The organism is Pseudomonas sp. DSV-1, assembly GCF_035830915.1.
GTDB lineage: Bacteria > Pseudomonadota > Gammaproteobacteria > Pseudomonadales > Pseudomonadaceae > Aquipseudomonas.
The window spans coordinates 2,176,687-2,192,456 of record NZ_JAYMYG010000001.1 but is presented as its reverse complement, the minus strand read 5'-3'; the positions used below and the strand labels follow the sequence as shown (position 1 = coordinate 2,192,456).

Here is a 15,770-nt window from a genome sequence, read left to right as displayed (position 1 = left end):
CGTGAATGCAACCCACCAACCAGGCCGGCCGCCTCGGCGGGCAGTGCTTTTGATCTGCCGGCCCCTGCGCGAGGGCCGTACGCAGGGGCGAAAGCGCTTTGGTTACTTTGCCGCTTTTGCAAAGTGACTCGCTGTAAGAGCGAAACCATCATTTCAGTTAACTGCGGATGCCGGATATGTACCCCGTGTGCCAGTTGTTTTGCGAAGCGCCCGCACCTATGCCGAGTACATATCCATTCGATATGTCAGCTGACGAGTGAAACGAGGCTGCGCAGGACGCCTACAGCAACCCCGCCCGCAACTCATTCTTCGCCACTTTGTTCGACGCATTCACCGGCAGCGCCTCATAAAACCGCACCATCCTGGGAACCTTGTAGTTGGCCATGTGCTCACGGGCCCACAGGATCAGCCCGGCTTCATCCAGCGCCTGACCATGACGCAACACTACGCAGGCACACCCCACCTCCCCCATGCGCTCGTCAGGTACTCCGATCACCGCCACCTGGGCAATCGCCGAATGTTCTATCAACCCGGCTTCAATTTCCGCCGGGTAGCAATTGAATCCGCCCACGATAAACATGTCTTTGAGCCGGTCGGTGATGCGCAAGTTGCCCGACGCGTCCTGCTCGCCAATGTCGCCGGTGTGCAACCAGCCTTCACTGTCGATGGTTTCAGCCGTGGCGTGCGGGTCTTCGAAATACCCCTTCATCACGTGAAAACCACGCAGGCAGATTTCCCCCGTACTGCCCGCGGGCAATGCCCGGTTTTGCGGGTCGCGGATGCTCACTTCGGTGCCTGGAATCGCCCGGCCACTGGTGCCTGCAATAACCGTCGCTGCGTCGCCCGGGTCGCAGATAGTCGCCAGGCCGCCGCACTCAGTCAGGCCATAAGCAGTGGTAATGACCGAGAAGCCGAGTTCGAGACGCATGCGCTCGATCAGGATCGGTGGAATGGTTGCCGCGCCCGTAACGGCAATGCGCAGGCTCGACAGATCGGTTTCAGCCAGTTTGGGATGGGCCAGCATCGACAGATACAAGGTCGGCGGCCCCGGCAGCACGCTGATGCGCTCAGCAGCAATGCGCTGGAACACCGCTTCGGCATCGAACACCGGATGGGGCAGGATCGTTGCGCCCGCCAGCAGGCACGTCAGCCAGCCCGCCTTGTAGCCAAAGGTATGAAAAAACGGGTTGATCACCAGGTAGCGATCTTCGGCCTGCAGACCAATGACCTTCACGTACTCGCTAAAGGCACGCAGGGTTTGACCGTGGGCGCTCATCACGCCTTTTGGCTTGCCCGTGGTGCCTGAGGTAAAAAGTAAATCGCTAAGGTCATCGGGCCCCACACTGGCTGCACGCAACAGCGCGGCAGATTCGCTGGTGGCCGCCCCCAGGGCCAGAAATCCATCCCAGGCCAGACCGCTGGAACTGGCTGGCGTGGCCTCTCCCAACAACACCAGGCACTTGAGGCTGGCCGGTCGATAAGACGCCAGCAAGGCCAGATAATCCGTACCCAGGAAGGCCGGCTGCATAAACAGCAGGCGACTGCCGCTGCGCTGCAGGATATCGGCCGCTTCAGGACCTTTCATCCGGGTGTTGATCGGCACCATGACCGCACCCGCGCAATGAATACCCAAGGCCGCAATGATCCAGTCGCGCCCGTTGGGAGCCCAGATTGCCACCCGGTCCCCCTTGCCGATGCCCTGGGCCATCAGGCTGCGCGTCACAGCCAGGGCTAGGCGCGGCAATTCGCTGTAGTCGGTGCATTCACCATGCGCCTCTATCGCCGTGCGCCCGGCATGTTGCACCGAAGCGCTGAACAGCAGTTGCGGGATCGAGCGCGGCAGGGTCTGTTGCAAGCTGGAAGTCATCGGTCACTCGTCTCAGGCTATTCGGGAAAACACACACGCAGTTGTTCGCTGTTGGGCACCGATTGGCACGCCAGCACCCAGCCGTCATTCAGTTCTTGTTGGTCAAGGGCATCGTTGCGCAGCATCTCTACACTGCCGCGCTCAACCGTACACATGCAGGTCGCGCAGGAACCCACCAGGCATGAACTGGGCGGTTTCAAACCCGCGCGCTGCATGGCGTTGAGCAGGGTTTCGCCTTCAGCACAGGGCACTTCGAACTCTTCACCGTCAAGGCGAACCGAAAGCTGGCTGCCAATCACATCGGTGTTGACCGGGCCCGGGACCGCCACGCTGCCCTCTTCAGGCAACGACACAAACCGCTCGACGTGGATGCGCCCATGGTCCATGCCAATATCATGCAAGGCGCTGACAGCAGCGTCCATGAACGGGCCAGGCCCGCATATATAGGCCTGGGCATGAACGAACGGCAGGGCCATCTGCGCAAGTTGCTCCACGCCAGGAATACCCTGTACCGAGTCCAGCCAGTGAATCACCTGCAAGCGCTGGGGGTAGGCACTGGCCAGAGCTTTGAGCTCAGCCGCAAAAATCACCGACGCTTCATCGCGGTTGGCGTAAACCAGCAGAATCCGGCCTGTACCGGCAATCAAGGCCGAGCGCAGGATCGACAGCACCGGAGTCACCCCGCTGCCGCCACCAAACAGCACAAAGTCATCGTCAAAATGCCGAGGGACAAACACCCCGGCCGGGGCCAGCACCTCAAGTTGATCGCCTTCGCGCACGTGCTTGCACAACCAGTTGGAAGCACGCCCGCCCCGTACTTGCTTGATCGTTACGCGCAACGGTTCGTCTTGCAGCGGCGTGCTCGACAGCGAATAGCAACGAGGCAGCCAGCCGCCATTGAAGGGTACGCGCAGGGTCAAGAACTGCCCGGGTTTGTAGGCAAACTGTTCACGCTGGGCCAACGGGACGTCGAACACCAGGGATCTGGAGTCCGCCGTTTCAGTCACGACTTGCACCACACGCAGTGAGAAATACGCAGGTTGGGTCATATCAGATACTCATCACATTCGGGCTATTTACGCTCAAGGGGTCACCTTTGTGGATTCTGTGGGCGCGGGCTTGCTCGCGCTGGCATCATCGCGCTCACCGATGGACACCGCGCCGCCTGCATCACGCGCAAGCCCGCTCCCACAAGCAGCAGCCAGCCCCGCACGGCGCCCCGAAAACACACAGTCAGCCAGCGACAGTCCGCTGATGTAGAGGTGTGACGCCACGCCGATGGCTGTGCGCCCCGCACTGAACAGGCCCGTAATCGGCTGGCCTTGTGCGTCCAGTACTGCACCATTTGACTCATCCACCTTAAGGCCGCCCAACGTCAGCGCCCCCAGGGGGAATATCGGATTGCCAACGCTGATATCGCAGGCATAAAACGGCCCTTTGTCCAGCACCTGACGGCTGCCTTCAGACTTGCCAAAGGGATCCGGTGCGTCGCCTCGGGCGCCGGCGTTGTAGGCGCGCAATGCACCACTCAACTCCCCGGCCTGCATCCCACAGGCCGTCGCCAACCGGTCAGGGTTGGCGCCCTTGCGTACCTTGAGCAGCATCAAGGCCAGCGCCGGCAAGGTCTGGAACCACCAATAGCCACCAAACAGCGCCTGGCGGATCGCCTGCTTGCGCAAGCGTGCATCCATTACCAGCCAGGCCTGCCCCCCCTGCTCTTCGCACAACGGCTGGCCCAGGGTGGCGCCGTAGACTTCTTCGTTGCAAAACCGTTGGCCGAGGGTGTTGACCACAATGCCCTTGGGCCAACAGTGCGGCGGGTTGATAAAGCGCCAGGCCGATACCCGACTCAAACGCTCGCTTCTGGCACCCACCGACTGCCCCAGCAGCAGGCCGCTACCATCGCAACCGGTAGCGCCGACCTTGAAGTTGCGGCGAAAGTTGGGCGCATGATCGCGGATCAGCCCGCGGTTGAAGATAAACCCCCCAGTGCTGAGAATGACGGCGCGCCTGGCCCGGATCAGCACCGGCTGCCCATGATCGCGCTCCAGCTGGCTGACTTTTTGCCGCAGGCGATCGCAATAGCCGGGGGCGAAATTTTGCAGACGCTCGGCCCGTGCCGCCAGGCGTGCATGCAAGCGCGCTTCGCGACTGCCCTCGGGCAAGCTCCAGAACTCGGCGCCAACCACACGCCCGCTGGCATCCACCACCAGACGCCGGGCAGCGGATTGCAGCAAGGGTTGCACTCCGGCACGCAGGCAGGCGGCTTTCAAGTGGGCGTACAACACCGCGCCGCACTGGCCCTTGCCTACGGTGCGATGACCCCGTGGTGCCGGGGGTTGATCACCGCCGTGGGAGGGCACCAGCTCATTGCCCGAGTAATACAGGAAGTAGCCATCGGACGGGTATGAGGTCTTGCCCCCCGGCGGCATGCTATGGGCGTAGCGGGCACCGTGACTCTCAAGCCAGTCGAGGTTGCTGACGCTGTCGTCGCAAAACTTTTGCAGGGTGGCATCGCTGATCACACCCCGGGTTTCGTGCTTGAGGTAGTCGAACATCGCTTGCGTGCTGTCGTTGAACCCTGCGGCCTGCTGGTGCCGGGTCCCACCGCCTGCATACACCACGCCTCCGCTCTTGGCACTGGCACCGCCACCGGTAAAGCGGTCGGCCACGATCACATGGGCGCCATTGCTTCTGGCCTCCAGCGCAGCGCAGGCGCCTGCCGCGCCCCAGCCGATCACCAGCACGTCGCAGGTGTCTTGCCAGTCCCGTGCGGTCAGTCGTTCGACCTGCAAGGGCGCGAGGATCTTGCTGTTGCTGGAGGTGCTCTTCGCTCGGCTCATGACAGTGCCCGTACCTTGGCGCTGGCGGTTGCCGACACGCTGCTGGCAATATGGTTGGCAGCGATGTAGCCGAAAGTCATTGCCGGGCCCAGGGTGCCACCGGCACCGGGGTAGCTGATGCCCATCACCGATGCCGAGCAGTTGCCGATGGCATACAGGCCAGGGATTGGCTGGCCGTCTTCACGTACGACCTGAGCGTGCTGGTTGGTCAGCAATCCGCCCTTGGTGCCGATATCCCCGGCATCCAGGCGCATGGCGTAATACGGGCCTTTGCGTAACGGTGCCAGGCACGGGTTGGGCTTGATATTGCTATCGCCGTAGTAGCGATCGAACACGTTGCCACCGCGATCGAAGTCAAGATCGACCCCGGTTTGGGCGTAACTGTTGATTTTTTGCACGGTGCTGCTCAAGCCCTTGGCATCGACCCCGATTTGGATGGCCAGCGCGTCCAGGCTGTCGGCCTTCCAGTACACGGCATTGAGCCATTCCTTGCGCAGACGGCTGTCGGGGACCACCTGGGCCGGCATCAACGGGCCCATGGCGTAGTGGAAACGGAAGTGACCATCGAATATCACCCACGACGGCACCGAGCGGCCGCCGGTCTTGCGGTTGTCTGTGTACATGGCATCGACGAATTCCAGGTACGGCGCCGCTTCGTTGACAAAGCGATGCCCCAGGCTGTTGACCACAATGGCCCCCGGGAACGCCCGTTCGGCAAACACGCCACGGGGTTTTTCCTCGCCTGGCACGGCAATGGTCGGAGCCCACCAGGCCCAGTCCATCAGCGCCGTGGCCGCACCGATATTGATCCCCGCCTCAAGTGCAGCCCCGGTGTTGTTGCCCGGTGGCGTAGCGCTCCAGCTGGCCCGGGTGGGTTGCGGCAAGTATTTCTCGCGCAGGGTTTGATTCTGCTCAAAGCCGCCGGAGCCAAAAATCACCCCACGGCGGGCCTTGATTTCCAGGACTTTGCCACCCGTTGCAACCTTAATGCCGCTGACCCGATCACCGTCGAGCAACACATCCTGAAAGTCGGTGTTGAGCCATAAAGGCACGTTGCGATCCATCAGGGAGCGGCGCAACGACGCCACCAGGGAGCTGCCCAGTGCGGCGCGGCGGTCGTATTTGCTTTTGCGGCGCCATTTGAAGTCGAGTTTGTAGCGGGCCATCAGCTTGAAAATCAGCCATTGCCAGCCAAAGCCGCGGGCCATGGCCTTGTGCGCGTCGCGGGCCGTCCAGGCAATGCAGCCCATCAGCAGGGTCGACGGCGAAGGCTTGCGCAGGTTGGGCAGTTCTTCGGCCAGCAGGCTGGTGTCGAACAGCTCCGGGTCCAGGGTGCGACCACCCGGCAAGGCACCAGGCAGTTGCGGGTAGTAATCGGGGTATTTGTCGGCCACGGCGTAACGCACGCGGCTGTTGTCGGTGAGCTTTTTGATCATCGGCGCGGCGTGGTCCAGATACGCCTGCAGGCGCTGTGGATCAACGTGCTCGCCGGCCGCGGCCTTGAGGTATTGCAGGGACAGCTCAGGGCTGTCCTGCCCGCCAATGGCAGCAAAATAATGGTTGTTCGGGATCCAGATACCACCGCCCGAAATCGCCGAGGTACCGCCATATTTATCGCTTTTTTCGACAATCAGAACCGACAGGCCCTGATCAGCCGCAAACAGGGCCGAGGTCATGGCGCCGGCACCGGAACCGACAACAATTACGTCATAACTGGACTGAGACTGATTGTGAGCCGTCATTATTGCTATGCCTTGCGCTGAGGTCAGAGGTTGATCACCGGGTCAGAGAATTGACCCGATCAGACAAAAGGGTCCGCGTTGGGCAGGCCCAGCTGTACAAGACCGTAACTGCGGCGGTAAGCCGCCTCGTTGTTGGCGATATGCCCGCGAGCCTGGTGCAGGTCACGGAAATAACGCCCCACCGGGTTGGTGTTGTACAAGCCCGAAGCGGCCATGCAGCGCAGCAGGTCACTGACCCGATCGGCGCAGACGTTGGTCACGTGGGAGGACTGGTAGCGATACAACAAACGGGTCTCGACATCCGGGTATTCCCCGGCAGCGGCCAGCGCCAACAGGTGCCCGTAGTTACGCATCAGCACCAGCTTGAGCGAGTCGACGGTGATGATGGCTTCGGCCACGACCGCTTGGGCCGCCGGGTCTTCGGCGGTTTTGGTACCGTGCTTGCCGATGTGCTTTGCTGCGTTGTCACGGAACTCGTTGATGGCCCCTTGCAAGGCACCAAGGGCCGACGTCGATACAGCGCGGGCAAACACCTGGGCAAACGGGATGGAGTACATCGGGTTGGTGTTGACCTGGCACCCCGGCGTAGCTTCGATGCTGTAGTTATTGGTGCGCTGGAGCCGGTGGGCCGGGACAAAAGCGTCTTCGACAACAATGTCGTGGCTGCCGCTGCCACGCAGGCCCAGTACGTCCCAGTTCTGTTCGATGCGATAGTCGCTGGCCGGAATCAGGAAGGTGCCGTGTTCGGTAGGGCCTGTTTCGTCTTGCGGTACGATGCCGCCGAGCAGGCACCACTGTGCATGCTGGCTGCCACTGGAAAAGCCCCAGCGTCCGCTGACCTGATAACCACCCTTGACCGGCGTGACCCTGGCCACCGGCATATAGGTGGACGCCACCAGCACGGAGCTGTCCTCGCCCCAGACATCACGCTGGGCCTCCATCGGGTAACGCGCCAGTTGCCACGGATGCACCCCCACCACGCCAAAGACCCAGGCAGTGGACATACAGCCTTCAGCCAGGGTCATCTGGATTTCAAAAAAGGTACGCAGGTCGACTTCATGGCCGCCCCAAATCCTGGGCTGCAGGGCGCGAAACAAACCGGCTTCTTGCATGTCGCGAATGGTTTCGTCGGGCAGTTTGCAGTCTTTGTCAGCCTGGACTGAACGGCTTTTGAGCGCAGGAATCAGATTGCGCGCACGTTGCAGTAACTCAAGCTCAATCGGACTTTTCTCTCGTATCTGATCCATCCGTGCGTTCTCCGTCAGTCTCTCGCTGCGCGAATGTGCGGGCGGTGCATGACGAATAATCCTGCCTGCACGACGGTGGATCATCGTCAAAGCGGACTAGACACACGGCATCACACTGAGCCCGCTCCCACCTCCTCAGAGAATCGGCAATTTCGCGAAAGGCCGCACCTGTTCAATCTGCGCACTCAGACGCAGCAATACGTCTTCGCCGCCCAGGGGCCCGGTGAACATCATGCCGATGGGCAGGCCGTTGTCGCTCATGCCCACCGGCAAGGAAATGGCCGGCTGGCCGCTGACGTTGGCCAATACGGTAAAGGCCGCGCTGCCCATGGCATTGTGGGCATAGCTCTCCCAGGGCTGATTGAGGCTCAAGAGCCCCAGGTCCGGCGTGACATTGGCCGTCACCGGCGACAGGATCACGTCAAACGTCTGGAACTGATCTTCCATGTAGCCGCCGATGGTTTCGAACGACTGGCGCGCACGGTACAGGCCTTCTCCAGTGACTTTTTGGGCATTGCCCAGCACCACCTGGGTGATGCGCTCGTAGTCATCGGCAGTTGCGCTTCGCCCCAGCACTTGCTCACGATCGTGAACCATCGTCAGCAATGCATCGCCAATCACCGAACCATGGGCACCGAACAACTGCCTCGGATCGACGTTCAGGCGCAGTTCTTCAACTTCATGCCCCAGGGCTGCCAGGCGTTTGGCGGTGTCGTCCAGCACCCTCGCCACCTCAGGGTCCAGCGGTGCGCCGGTCAGCGAGTCACGTACCACGCCGATGCGCAAGCGACCGGGGGCCGTGCGCAGCTCTTCGACATAAGGGCGCACCAGCGGCTTGGCCCAGTACGGGCTGCCGGTCTCGTGCCCCTGCCCCGCATCCATGAACAACGCCATATCGCGCACATTGCGCGACACCACGTTGCCTACGCTGGCACCAAACCAGCCCTCATATTTTCCCGGACCGCTGGGGGTGCGGTAGCGCGTCGGCTTGAGTCCGACCAGGCCGCAATAGGACGCGGGAATCCGGATCGAACCGCCGCCGTCTGTAGCGTGGGCCACCGGAACAATCCCCGCTGCAACTGCCGCAGCCGCCCCACCGGATGAGCCGCCCGCGCTTTTTGCCAGATTCCACGGGTTGCGGGTTTGCCCCCACAGCAGGGATTCGGTGGTGGTGGTCAACCCGAACTCCGGGCAGGTGGTCTTGCCAAACGGCACGGCACCGGCCGCCTGATAACGGGCAATCAGGGTGCTGGTATGGGGGGCCAGCGGTGCATCTTTGTAGAGCCGGCAGCCATTTGTGGTGCGGGTGCCTTCCAGGTAGGTATTGAGGTCCTTGATCAGAATCGGCACACCGGCCAGAGGGCCCGTGGTCGATGCACCGCTGGCAGCACGGGCCTTGAGCAGCCCGTTGGCGTAGTCGTCATGGCGCATGTTGACGGCATTGACCCTGGGATTGACCGCATCACATCGGGCCATGGCCGCCGCGAGCAGATTTTGCGGGCTGAGTTCGCCTTTCTGTATGGCACGGGCCATGTCCGTGGCGTCCATTGCCAGGTACTCGGCAGGCGACAACGCATCGGTGCTGTCGGCATGTGCAAAGCGTCCCAGCAGACCGGCACCCACGGCCAGAGCACCGGCCTTGAGAACGTGTCGACGCTGCCAGCCGGTGGATTCTTCAGGTGTTTGAGCAGGGTTGTGCAAGGTCAATCTCCAGAACAGATTGTGTTGTTTCAGGCGCCAGGGTCCTGTGGGGGCGGGATTCAGTCAGCCGTGACCATCGATTGCATGGTGGGCAAAAAGTGCTCGCCATACGGCGGCAGCAGGCCCCACTCACGCCGCGGGTCATGGGCCGGGGCCTTGTAAACGGTGCGCATATGGCTGAATTCCAGGAAGCCTTCACGGCCGTGATAATGCCCCATGCCCGAGGCGCCGATCCCGCCAAACGGTGCGTCGTGCAGAGCCGCATGCATCATCACGTCATTGATGCTCACGCCACCGGAAATCGTGTGCTGCAGCACATGGCGCTGCTCTTCTTCACTCTGACCAAAGTAATACAGCGCCAGCGGGCGCTCGCGAGAGTGAATGTCGCCCAGCGCCCGATCAATCTGCTCATAGGGCAGCAACACCAGCGCCGGGCCGAAGATTTCTTCGTGCATGATCTGGCTGTCGCGAGGCGGGTTGATCACCACCTGCAGCGCCCGCCGACGGGTTCGGGCGTCGGCCTCGGGTGCCTGCGGGAAGCTCTCGATCCGGGCGCCCCGCTCGCGGGCATCCTGCACGTAGCCGTCGATGCGTTGCACATGGCGGGCATTGACCACCGCCACCACATCCGGGTTGTCGTCCGTGGTGGGGAGCAATTCACTGTAGGCAGTGCCCAGCAGGCCGATAAAATCTTCCATCAGCTCGCGCGGCACATACACCACGTCCGGGTTGATGCAAATTTGCCCACCGTTATTGGCTTTGGCCACCGCAATGCTGAAGGCAGCCTTGGCCAGATCTGCGCTGCGGGAAATGATCACCGGGGACTTGCCTCCCAACTCCAGGGTCAATGGCACCAGATTTTCAGCCGCATTGCGCATGACCGAACGTGCCACTGCGGTGCTGCCGGTAAACACCAGATGGTCGAAGGGTTGCGAGGTGAAGACCTGCGCCAGCCCGGCATCTCCGGTCACCACACCGACTTCGAGTGGGTCAAACACGTCGGCAAAGGCCTGGGCCAGAACCCGGGCGGTGCGGGGCACCACTTCGGACGGTTTGAGAATGGCGCGGTTGCCCGCCGCCAGTACGCAGGCCAAAGGACTGAGCAAGGTGAACAGCGGCGCATTCCAGGTACCCAGAATGCCGATGGAGCCTTTGGGCTGGTGCATCACCCAGGCTTTGGCACCCAGTTGGTCATAAGGCGAAAACACCTCTCGCGGCTCATCTTCAACCCAGTGGGCAAGGTGATCGCGAGCATATTTGAGTGATGCCAGCGAACCCAGAACATCATTCATCAACGAGAAGCCCTGGGGGCGACCGCCAAAATCTTCATCCATAGCCTCGATCAGTGGCTGCTGATAGCGCACCACGAGCTCTATCACGCGCTGAATGCGTGCCCGTCGCAGCTCTGCGCTGACGTGCCCGGCATCGACAAAGGCTTGTTTTTGCGCCGCCAACAGGCTGGACAGCTGTTCTGGAGCAGTGCTGCTGAACGTCATGGATGAGTCCTCTGATACACCGGTTCAATGAGCTGACCCTAGTGAATAGCGCCCCGATTAGCCTCGTCCAATCGGACCATAATCGGCTGTATTCGTTAGTCCATTAAGACGATGTAGCGCACCGCTTCGGGGCGAATACTGCCAGCACGAAAATCCAATCCATGAGGTTCGTCATGGCAATGCAAAGCAGTTTCGACCCGCAGGCATTCCGTACCGCGCTGGGTACCTTTACCACCGGGGTGACGATCATCACCACCCAGGCTGAAGATGGATCGCCCATCGGCATTACGGCCAATAGTTTCAATTCGGTGTCGCTTAACCCGCCGCTGGTGCTGTGGAGTCTTGCCAAGTCCGCTCGCAGCCTGCCGGTGTTCAGTTCCGGAAAGCACTGGAACGTGCATGTGCTGTCGACCGAACAGGAACCTCTGTCCGGACGTTTTGCGATGCAGGGCGAGAACAAGTTTGCCGAAATCGAACTCGACAACGGCATCAGCGAAGCACCGCTGCTGCAGGACTGCACCGCCAGGTTTCAGTGCCGCACGGCCTTTCAATATGAAGGCGGCGACCATGTGATTTTTGTCGGCGAAGTGCTCGCCTTCGATCACAGCGACCGCGCACCACTGGCCTTTCAAAGCGGCCAATATGCCCTGGCGACCCGTAAACCACGTAGCGAGCTGCGCCTGGCAACCACTCCGCCACCGCCGGAATGCAGCTACACCGAAGACTTGCTCGGGTACCTGCTGGGCCGCGCCCATTACCAGTTGCTCGACGCCCTGCACCGCCTGCTCAACCATCAGCAGCTGGACGAGCATGCCTTCTTTATCCTTTCGGTCCTGTGTATTCGCGACAACCTGACCCTGGATGAAATCAATCATTTCGTCAGTTACACCGTGCATGTCGTGACCGTGGCAAGCATGCGTTTTCTTGAAAAGCAGAATCTGGTCGCCCTCGAAGGCAGCCAGCAGGCACCGCGTTATGTGCTGACCGCCAAGGGCCGTGAAGCGTCGCTGCAACAAGTGGCACTGGCCAAGGCCGTGGAGGAAAACGTGTCGGCCAGGCTCGCTCCCGGCGATGCCCAGGCCCTTAAAGTGCTGCTCAAGCGCCTGATTGCCGCCAGTGATCCCGGCTTGCCCGATCTGTGGGCGCCCCGCTAAATCCCTAGAAGGAACAGGACCCTTTATGAACATTATTCAACGCTTCAACCTGACCGGCAGCGTGGCCGTCATCACCGGCGGCGGGCGCGGCATTGGCCGCGGTATCGCCCTGGCCTGCGCCGAGGCAGGCGCCGATGTGGTACTGGCAGCCCGTACCTTGAGCGACGTTGAAGCTGTGGCCGAAGAAGTTCGCCGTCTGGGGCGCCGCGCCCTGGCCCTGAGCTGCGACGTGACTGACGCCGAGCAGCGCAGCGCGGTGATCAGCCAGGCCCGGGAGCACATGGGGCGTATCACCCATCTGGTGAACAACGCAGGCGGCGCAGGCCCCAACGATCCGCTGACCCTGAGTGTCGAGCGCTTCGAAGAAATCATGCGTTTTAACGTGTCATCGGCCTATCACCTGAGCCAGCTGTGCGTGCCGCACATGCGCGATGCGGGCAGCGGCAACATCATCAATATCACCTCGGGCGCGGCGCGCTATGCCCAAACCCAATTCAGCGCCTATGGCACCGCCAAGGCTGCGCTCAGCCACATGACCCGTTTACTGGCCCAGGATTTCGCCCCGCTGGTGCGGGTCAACGGGATTGCCCCCGGCCCGGTACTGACCGACGCCTTGAACCGTGTGCTGCCGGTTGCCATGCGCGAAGGCATGATCAAAGCCACCCCGCTGCAAAGCCTGGGCGAAGTTGAAGACATCGCGGCAGCGGCGCTGTACCTGGCCTCCCCGGCTTCACGCTGGGTCACCGGCAAGATCCTGGAAGTGGACGGAGGGGCAGAGTCGAGCGTTTGGCCGGGCTAGTACAGGGCACTACAAACGGTGTGGGAGCGGCTTGTTCCCACAAGGGGTTTTTCAGTTTCAAGAGAGCGTATTTATGGACACACAGTTGATTGAAGCCCTGGGCGATGAGCTGTTTCATGCGTTGCGCGAGCGCCGCAGCCTGCAGCCACTGACCCAGCGTTACCCGGACTTGACGCTGGACATGGCGTACCGGATTTCCCTGCGCTTTTTGCAACGCCGCCAGGCACTTGGCGAGCAGGTGATTGGCAAGAAAATCGGCGTCACCAGCCGTGCCGTGCAGGAAATGCTGGATGTGCATCAGCCCGATTTCGGTTTCCTGACCGATTCCATGCAGGTCCCGGACAGCAGCGATGTGAGCTTCGCCACCCATCAGTTGGTGCAACCACGGGCCGAAGGCGAGATCGCATTTATTCTCGGCGAAGACCTGCACGGCCCCGGCATTACCGCCGAAGACGTCATGGCTGCCAGCCTTTGGGTGGCGCCGTGTTTCGAGATTGTCGACTCGCGTATCGCCGACTGGAAAATCCGCATTCAGGACACCGTGGCCGACAACGCTTCGTGCGGCGTGTTCGCCTTGGGTGAGCAACGTATCAACCCCCGCGAACTGGACCTGGCCAAGGTCGAACTGCACATGCTGAAAAACGGCCAGCCAGCCGGTAACGGTTTCGGCTCGGCAGTACAGGGACACCCATGCGCCGCCGTGGCCTGGCTGGCCAATACCCTGGGCAAGTTCGACATCCCGTTTCGCAAGGGTGAAATCATCCTTTCCGGAGCCTTGGCGCCGCTGGTGCCGGTGCAACCCGGCGATGAGGTCAGCCTGACCCTCAGCGGTCTGGGCTCTGCCCGCCTGCGCTTCGTGCCCTAACCCCTGTTCGAGAGCTTTCCCATGACCAAAAAGATCAAATGTGCCCTTATCGGGCCGGGCAATATCGGCACCGACCTGCTCTACAAGTTGCTGCGCAGTGACGTACTGGAACCGGTCTGGATGGTGGGCATCGACGCCACCTCCGAAGGCCTGAGCCGTGCCCGCGAGATGGGCCTCAAAACCACCAGTGACGGGGTCGACGGGCTGTTGCCCCATGTGCTGGCCGACAATATCCAGATTGCCTTCGATGCCACGTCGGCTTACGTTCACGCCGAAAACAGCCGCAAGCTCAATGAGCTGGGCGTGCTGATGATTGACTTGACCCCTGCCGCCATCGGCCCGTACTGCGTGCCCCCGGTCAACCTCAAGGCTAACCTCAAGCGCGGCGCGATGAACGTCAATATGGTCACGTGCGGCGGCCAGGCCACCATTCCTCTGGTGGCGGCTGTCAGCAGCGTGCAACCGGTGGCGTATGCCGAGATCGTTGCCACGGCGGCGTCCAAATCGGTCGGCCCGGGCACGCGCAAGAATATCGACGAGTTCACCCGCACCACCGCCAGTGCCATCGAACAGGTGGGCGGCGCCAAAAAAGGCAAGGCGATCATTATCGTCAACCCGGCCGAGCCACCGCTTATCATGCGCGACACCGTGCACTGCCTGACTGAAACCGAACCGGATCAAGCCGCGATCAGCCTGGCCATTGCCAACATGATCGAGCAGGTACAGCAGTACGTCCCGGGTTACAAGCTGGTCAACGGGCCGGTGTTTGATGGCAACCGCGTGTCGATTTTCATGGAGGTAGAAGGCCTGGGCGACTACCTGCCCAAGTACGCCGGCAACCTGGACATCATGACTGCCGCCGCTGCGCGCACCGCAGAGATGTTCGCCGAGGAAATCCTCAAGGGTGAACTGCACCTCAAGGCATCCGCCCCTCAACCTGCCCTCGCTTAAGGAGTCGACCATGGATCTTCGCGGCAAAAAAATTACCGTGCATGACATGTGCCTGCGCGACGGCATGCACCCCAAACGTCACCAGATCAGCCTGCAACAGATGAAAGACATCGCCTGTGGCCTGGACGCCGCCGGTGTGCCCCTGATTGAAGTCACCCACGGCGACGGCCTGGGCGGCAGCTCGGTGAACTACGGGTTCCCGGCGCACACCGACGAGCAGTACCTGTCGGCCGTGATCCCGATGATGAAACAGGCCAAGGTTTCGGCCCTGCTGCTGCCCGGTATCGGCACCGTGGACCATCTGCAAATGGCTTATGAGCTGGGGGTCAATACAATCCGCGTAGCGACCCACTGCACCGAGGCCGACGTGTCGGAGCAGCACATTTCCTATGCACGCAAGCTGGGCATGGACACTGTGGGGTTCCTGATGATGGCCCATATGAACACCCCCGAAGGCCTGGTCAAGCAGGGCAAGTTGATGGAGAGCTTCGGCGCCAACTGCGTGTACCTCACCGACTCGGCCGGTTACATGCTGCCCCACGACATCAAGGCCCGGGTCGAGGCCCTGCGTGCGGCATTGCACCCGGACACCGAGATCGGCTTTCACGGCCATCACAACCTGTCCATGGGCGTGTCCAACTCCATTGCTGCCATCGAAGCCGGTGCCACACGCATCGACGCCGCAGCAGCCGGGCTGGGCGCAGGTGCGGGTAATACGCCGATGGAAATCCTGGTGGCAGTGTGCGACCGCATGGGCATTGAGACCGGAGTCAGCGTGTTCGGTATTCAAGATGTGGCTGAGGATCTCGTCGTACCGATCATGGACTTCCCGATCCGCAGCGATCGTGATGCCCTGACCATGGGCTATGCCGGGGTGTACGGCTCGTTCCTGCTGTTCGCCAAGCGCGCCGAGAAAAAATACGGCGTACCGGCGCGGGAAATTCTCGTCGAGATGGGACGTCGCGGCATGGTGGGCGGTCAGGAAGACATGATCGAAGACACTGCCATGACCCTGGCCCGCCAGCGGGCCTGAGGCTTTGCTCCTTTTGTCAGGGGCGCTGATCTGATCAGCGCCCTTGGCGTTTCCATCTGACAGGAATTCAAC

Annotated in this window: 12 protein-coding genes; 5 read left to right on the top strand and 7 right to left on the bottom strand. The window is 61.6% G+C overall.

Annotation, left to right across the window (positions count from 1 at the left end; all coding sequences use genetic code 11):
• Positions 1 to 280: 280 nt before the first annotated feature.
• The 7 genes from VSQ83_RS10390 to VSQ83_RS10360 all read right to left on the bottom strand — a co-directional run bounded on the left by VSQ83_RS10390 (position 281) and on the right by VSQ83_RS10360 (position 10,896).
• The gene (locus VSQ83_RS10390) at positions 281 to 1,867 is read right to left on the bottom strand and encodes a FadD3 family acyl-CoA ligase (RefSeq protein WP_326426532.1); all 1,587 of its coding nucleotides are present in this window, start codon (positions 1,865 to 1,867) and stop codon (positions 281 to 283) included.
• Positions 1,868 to 1,884: 17 nt separating this feature from the next.
• Positions 1,885 to 2,916, bottom strand: coding sequence for a ferredoxin--NADP reductase (locus tag VSQ83_RS10385; RefSeq protein ID WP_326426530.1), 1,032 nt, complete (start codon positions 2,914 to 2,916; stop codon positions 1,885 to 1,887).
• A 33-nt stretch (positions 2,917 to 2,949) separates the two neighbouring features.
• The gene (locus tag VSQ83_RS10380) at positions 2,950 to 4,710 is read right to left on the bottom strand and encodes an FAD-binding protein (RefSeq protein WP_326426528.1); all 1,761 of its coding nucleotides are present in this window, start codon (positions 4,708 to 4,710) and stop codon (positions 2,950 to 2,952) included.
• The gene (locus tag VSQ83_RS10375) at positions 4,707 to 6,452 is read right to left on the bottom strand and encodes an FAD-binding protein (RefSeq protein WP_219261446.1); all 1,746 of its coding nucleotides are present in this window, start codon (positions 6,450 to 6,452) and stop codon (positions 4,707 to 4,709) included. The genes VSQ83_RS10380 and VSQ83_RS10375 overlap by 4 nt, the downstream gene beginning before the upstream one ends.
• Positions 6,453 to 6,511: 59 nt before the next feature.
• Positions 6,512 to 7,699 carry an acyl-CoA dehydrogenase family protein gene (locus VSQ83_RS10370; RefSeq protein WP_326426525.1) on the bottom strand — a complete coding sequence of 396 codons (1,188 nt, stop codon included), beginning with the start codon at positions 7,697 to 7,699 and terminating at the stop codon, positions 6,512 to 6,514.
• Positions 7,700 to 7,834: 135 nt separating this feature from the next.
• Positions 7,835 to 9,400 carry an amidase gene (locus VSQ83_RS10365; protein ID WP_326426523.1) on the bottom strand — a complete coding sequence of 522 codons (1,566 nt, stop codon included), beginning with the start codon at positions 9,398 to 9,400 and terminating at the stop codon, positions 7,835 to 7,837.
• 59 nt (positions 9,401 to 9,459) lie between these two features.
• Positions 9,460 to 10,896, bottom strand: coding sequence for a coniferyl aldehyde dehydrogenase (locus VSQ83_RS10360; RefSeq protein WP_219261443.1), 1,437 nt, complete (start codon positions 10,894 to 10,896; stop codon positions 9,460 to 9,462).
• A 173-nt stretch (positions 10,897 to 11,069) separates the two neighbouring features.
• On the opposite strand from VSQ83_RS10360, the gene VSQ83_RS10355 reads away from it, so the two are divergent.
• The 5 genes from VSQ83_RS10355 (at position 11,070) to dmpG (ending at position 15,698) form a co-directional block, all read left to right on the top strand.
• Positions 11,070 to 12,050, top strand: a complete 981-nt coding sequence (locus VSQ83_RS10355; RefSeq protein WP_219261442.1) for a flavin reductase family protein — start codon at positions 11,070 to 11,072, stop codon at positions 12,048 to 12,050.
• A 25-nt stretch (positions 12,051 to 12,075) separates the two neighbouring features.
• On the top strand, positions 12,076 to 12,849 hold the full coding sequence (locus tag VSQ83_RS10350; RefSeq protein WP_219261441.1) for a glucose 1-dehydrogenase: 774 nt from the start codon (positions 12,076 to 12,078) through the stop codon (positions 12,847 to 12,849).
• Between the two features lie 73 nt (positions 12,850 to 12,922).
• Positions 12,923 to 13,714 carry a fumarylacetoacetate hydrolase family protein gene (locus tag VSQ83_RS10345; RefSeq protein ID WP_219261440.1) on the top strand — a complete coding sequence of 264 codons (792 nt, stop codon included), beginning with the start codon at positions 12,923 to 12,925 and terminating at the stop codon, positions 13,712 to 13,714.
• A gap of 21 nt (positions 13,715 to 13,735) precedes the next feature.
• Positions 13,736 to 14,665, top strand: a complete 930-nt coding sequence (locus VSQ83_RS10340; protein WP_133077422.1) for an acetaldehyde dehydrogenase (acetylating) — start codon at positions 13,736 to 13,738, stop codon at positions 14,663 to 14,665.
• Positions 14,666 to 14,675: 10 nt separating this feature from the next.
• Positions 14,676 to 15,698 (top strand): 4-hydroxy-2-oxovalerate aldolase, encoded by a 1,023-nt coding sequence (dmpG, locus tag VSQ83_RS10335; protein ID WP_219261439.1) that lies wholly within the window; start codon positions 14,676 to 14,678, stop codon positions 15,696 to 15,698.
• Positions 15,699 to 15,770 lie beyond the last annotated feature (72 nt).

Coding starts and splice junctions, on each gene's coding strand:
- VSQ83_RS10380 (WP_326426528.1), bottom strand. CDS start 4,710: ATGAGCCGAGCGAAGAGCACCTCCAGCAACAGCAAGATCCTCGCGCCC.
- VSQ83_RS10385 (WP_326426530.1), bottom strand. CDS start 2,916: ATGACCCAACCTGCGTATTTCTCACTGCGTGTGGTGCAAGTCGTGACT.
- VSQ83_RS10350 (WP_219261441.1), top strand. CDS start 12,076: ATGAACATTATTCAACGCTTCAACCTGACCGGCAGCGTGGCCGTCATC.
- VSQ83_RS10355 (WP_219261442.1), top strand. CDS start 11,070: ATGGCAATGCAAAGCAGTTTCGACCCGCAGGCATTCCGTACCGCGCTG.
- VSQ83_RS10345 (WP_219261440.1), top strand. CDS start 12,923: ATGGACACACAGTTGATTGAAGCCCTGGGCGATGAGCTGTTTCATGCG.
- VSQ83_RS10370 (WP_326426525.1), bottom strand. CDS start 7,699: ATGGATCAGATACGAGAGAAAAGTCCGATTGAGCTTGAGTTACTGCAA.
- VSQ83_RS10375 (WP_219261446.1), bottom strand. CDS start 6,452: ATGACGGCTCACAATCAGTCTCAGTCCAGTTATGACGTAATTGTTGTC.
- VSQ83_RS10360 (WP_219261443.1), bottom strand. CDS start 10,896: ATGACGTTCAGCAGCACTGCTCCAGAACAGCTGTCCAGCCTGTTGGCG.
- VSQ83_RS10390 (WP_326426532.1), bottom strand. CDS start 1,867: ATGACTTCCAGCTTGCAACAGACCCTGCCGCGCTCGATCCCGCAACTG.
- dmpG (WP_219261439.1), top strand. CDS start 14,676: ATGGATCTTCGCGGCAAAAAAATTACCGTGCATGACATGTGCCTGCGC.
- VSQ83_RS10340 (WP_133077422.1), top strand. CDS start 13,736: ATGACCAAAAAGATCAAATGTGCCCTTATCGGGCCGGGCAATATCGGC.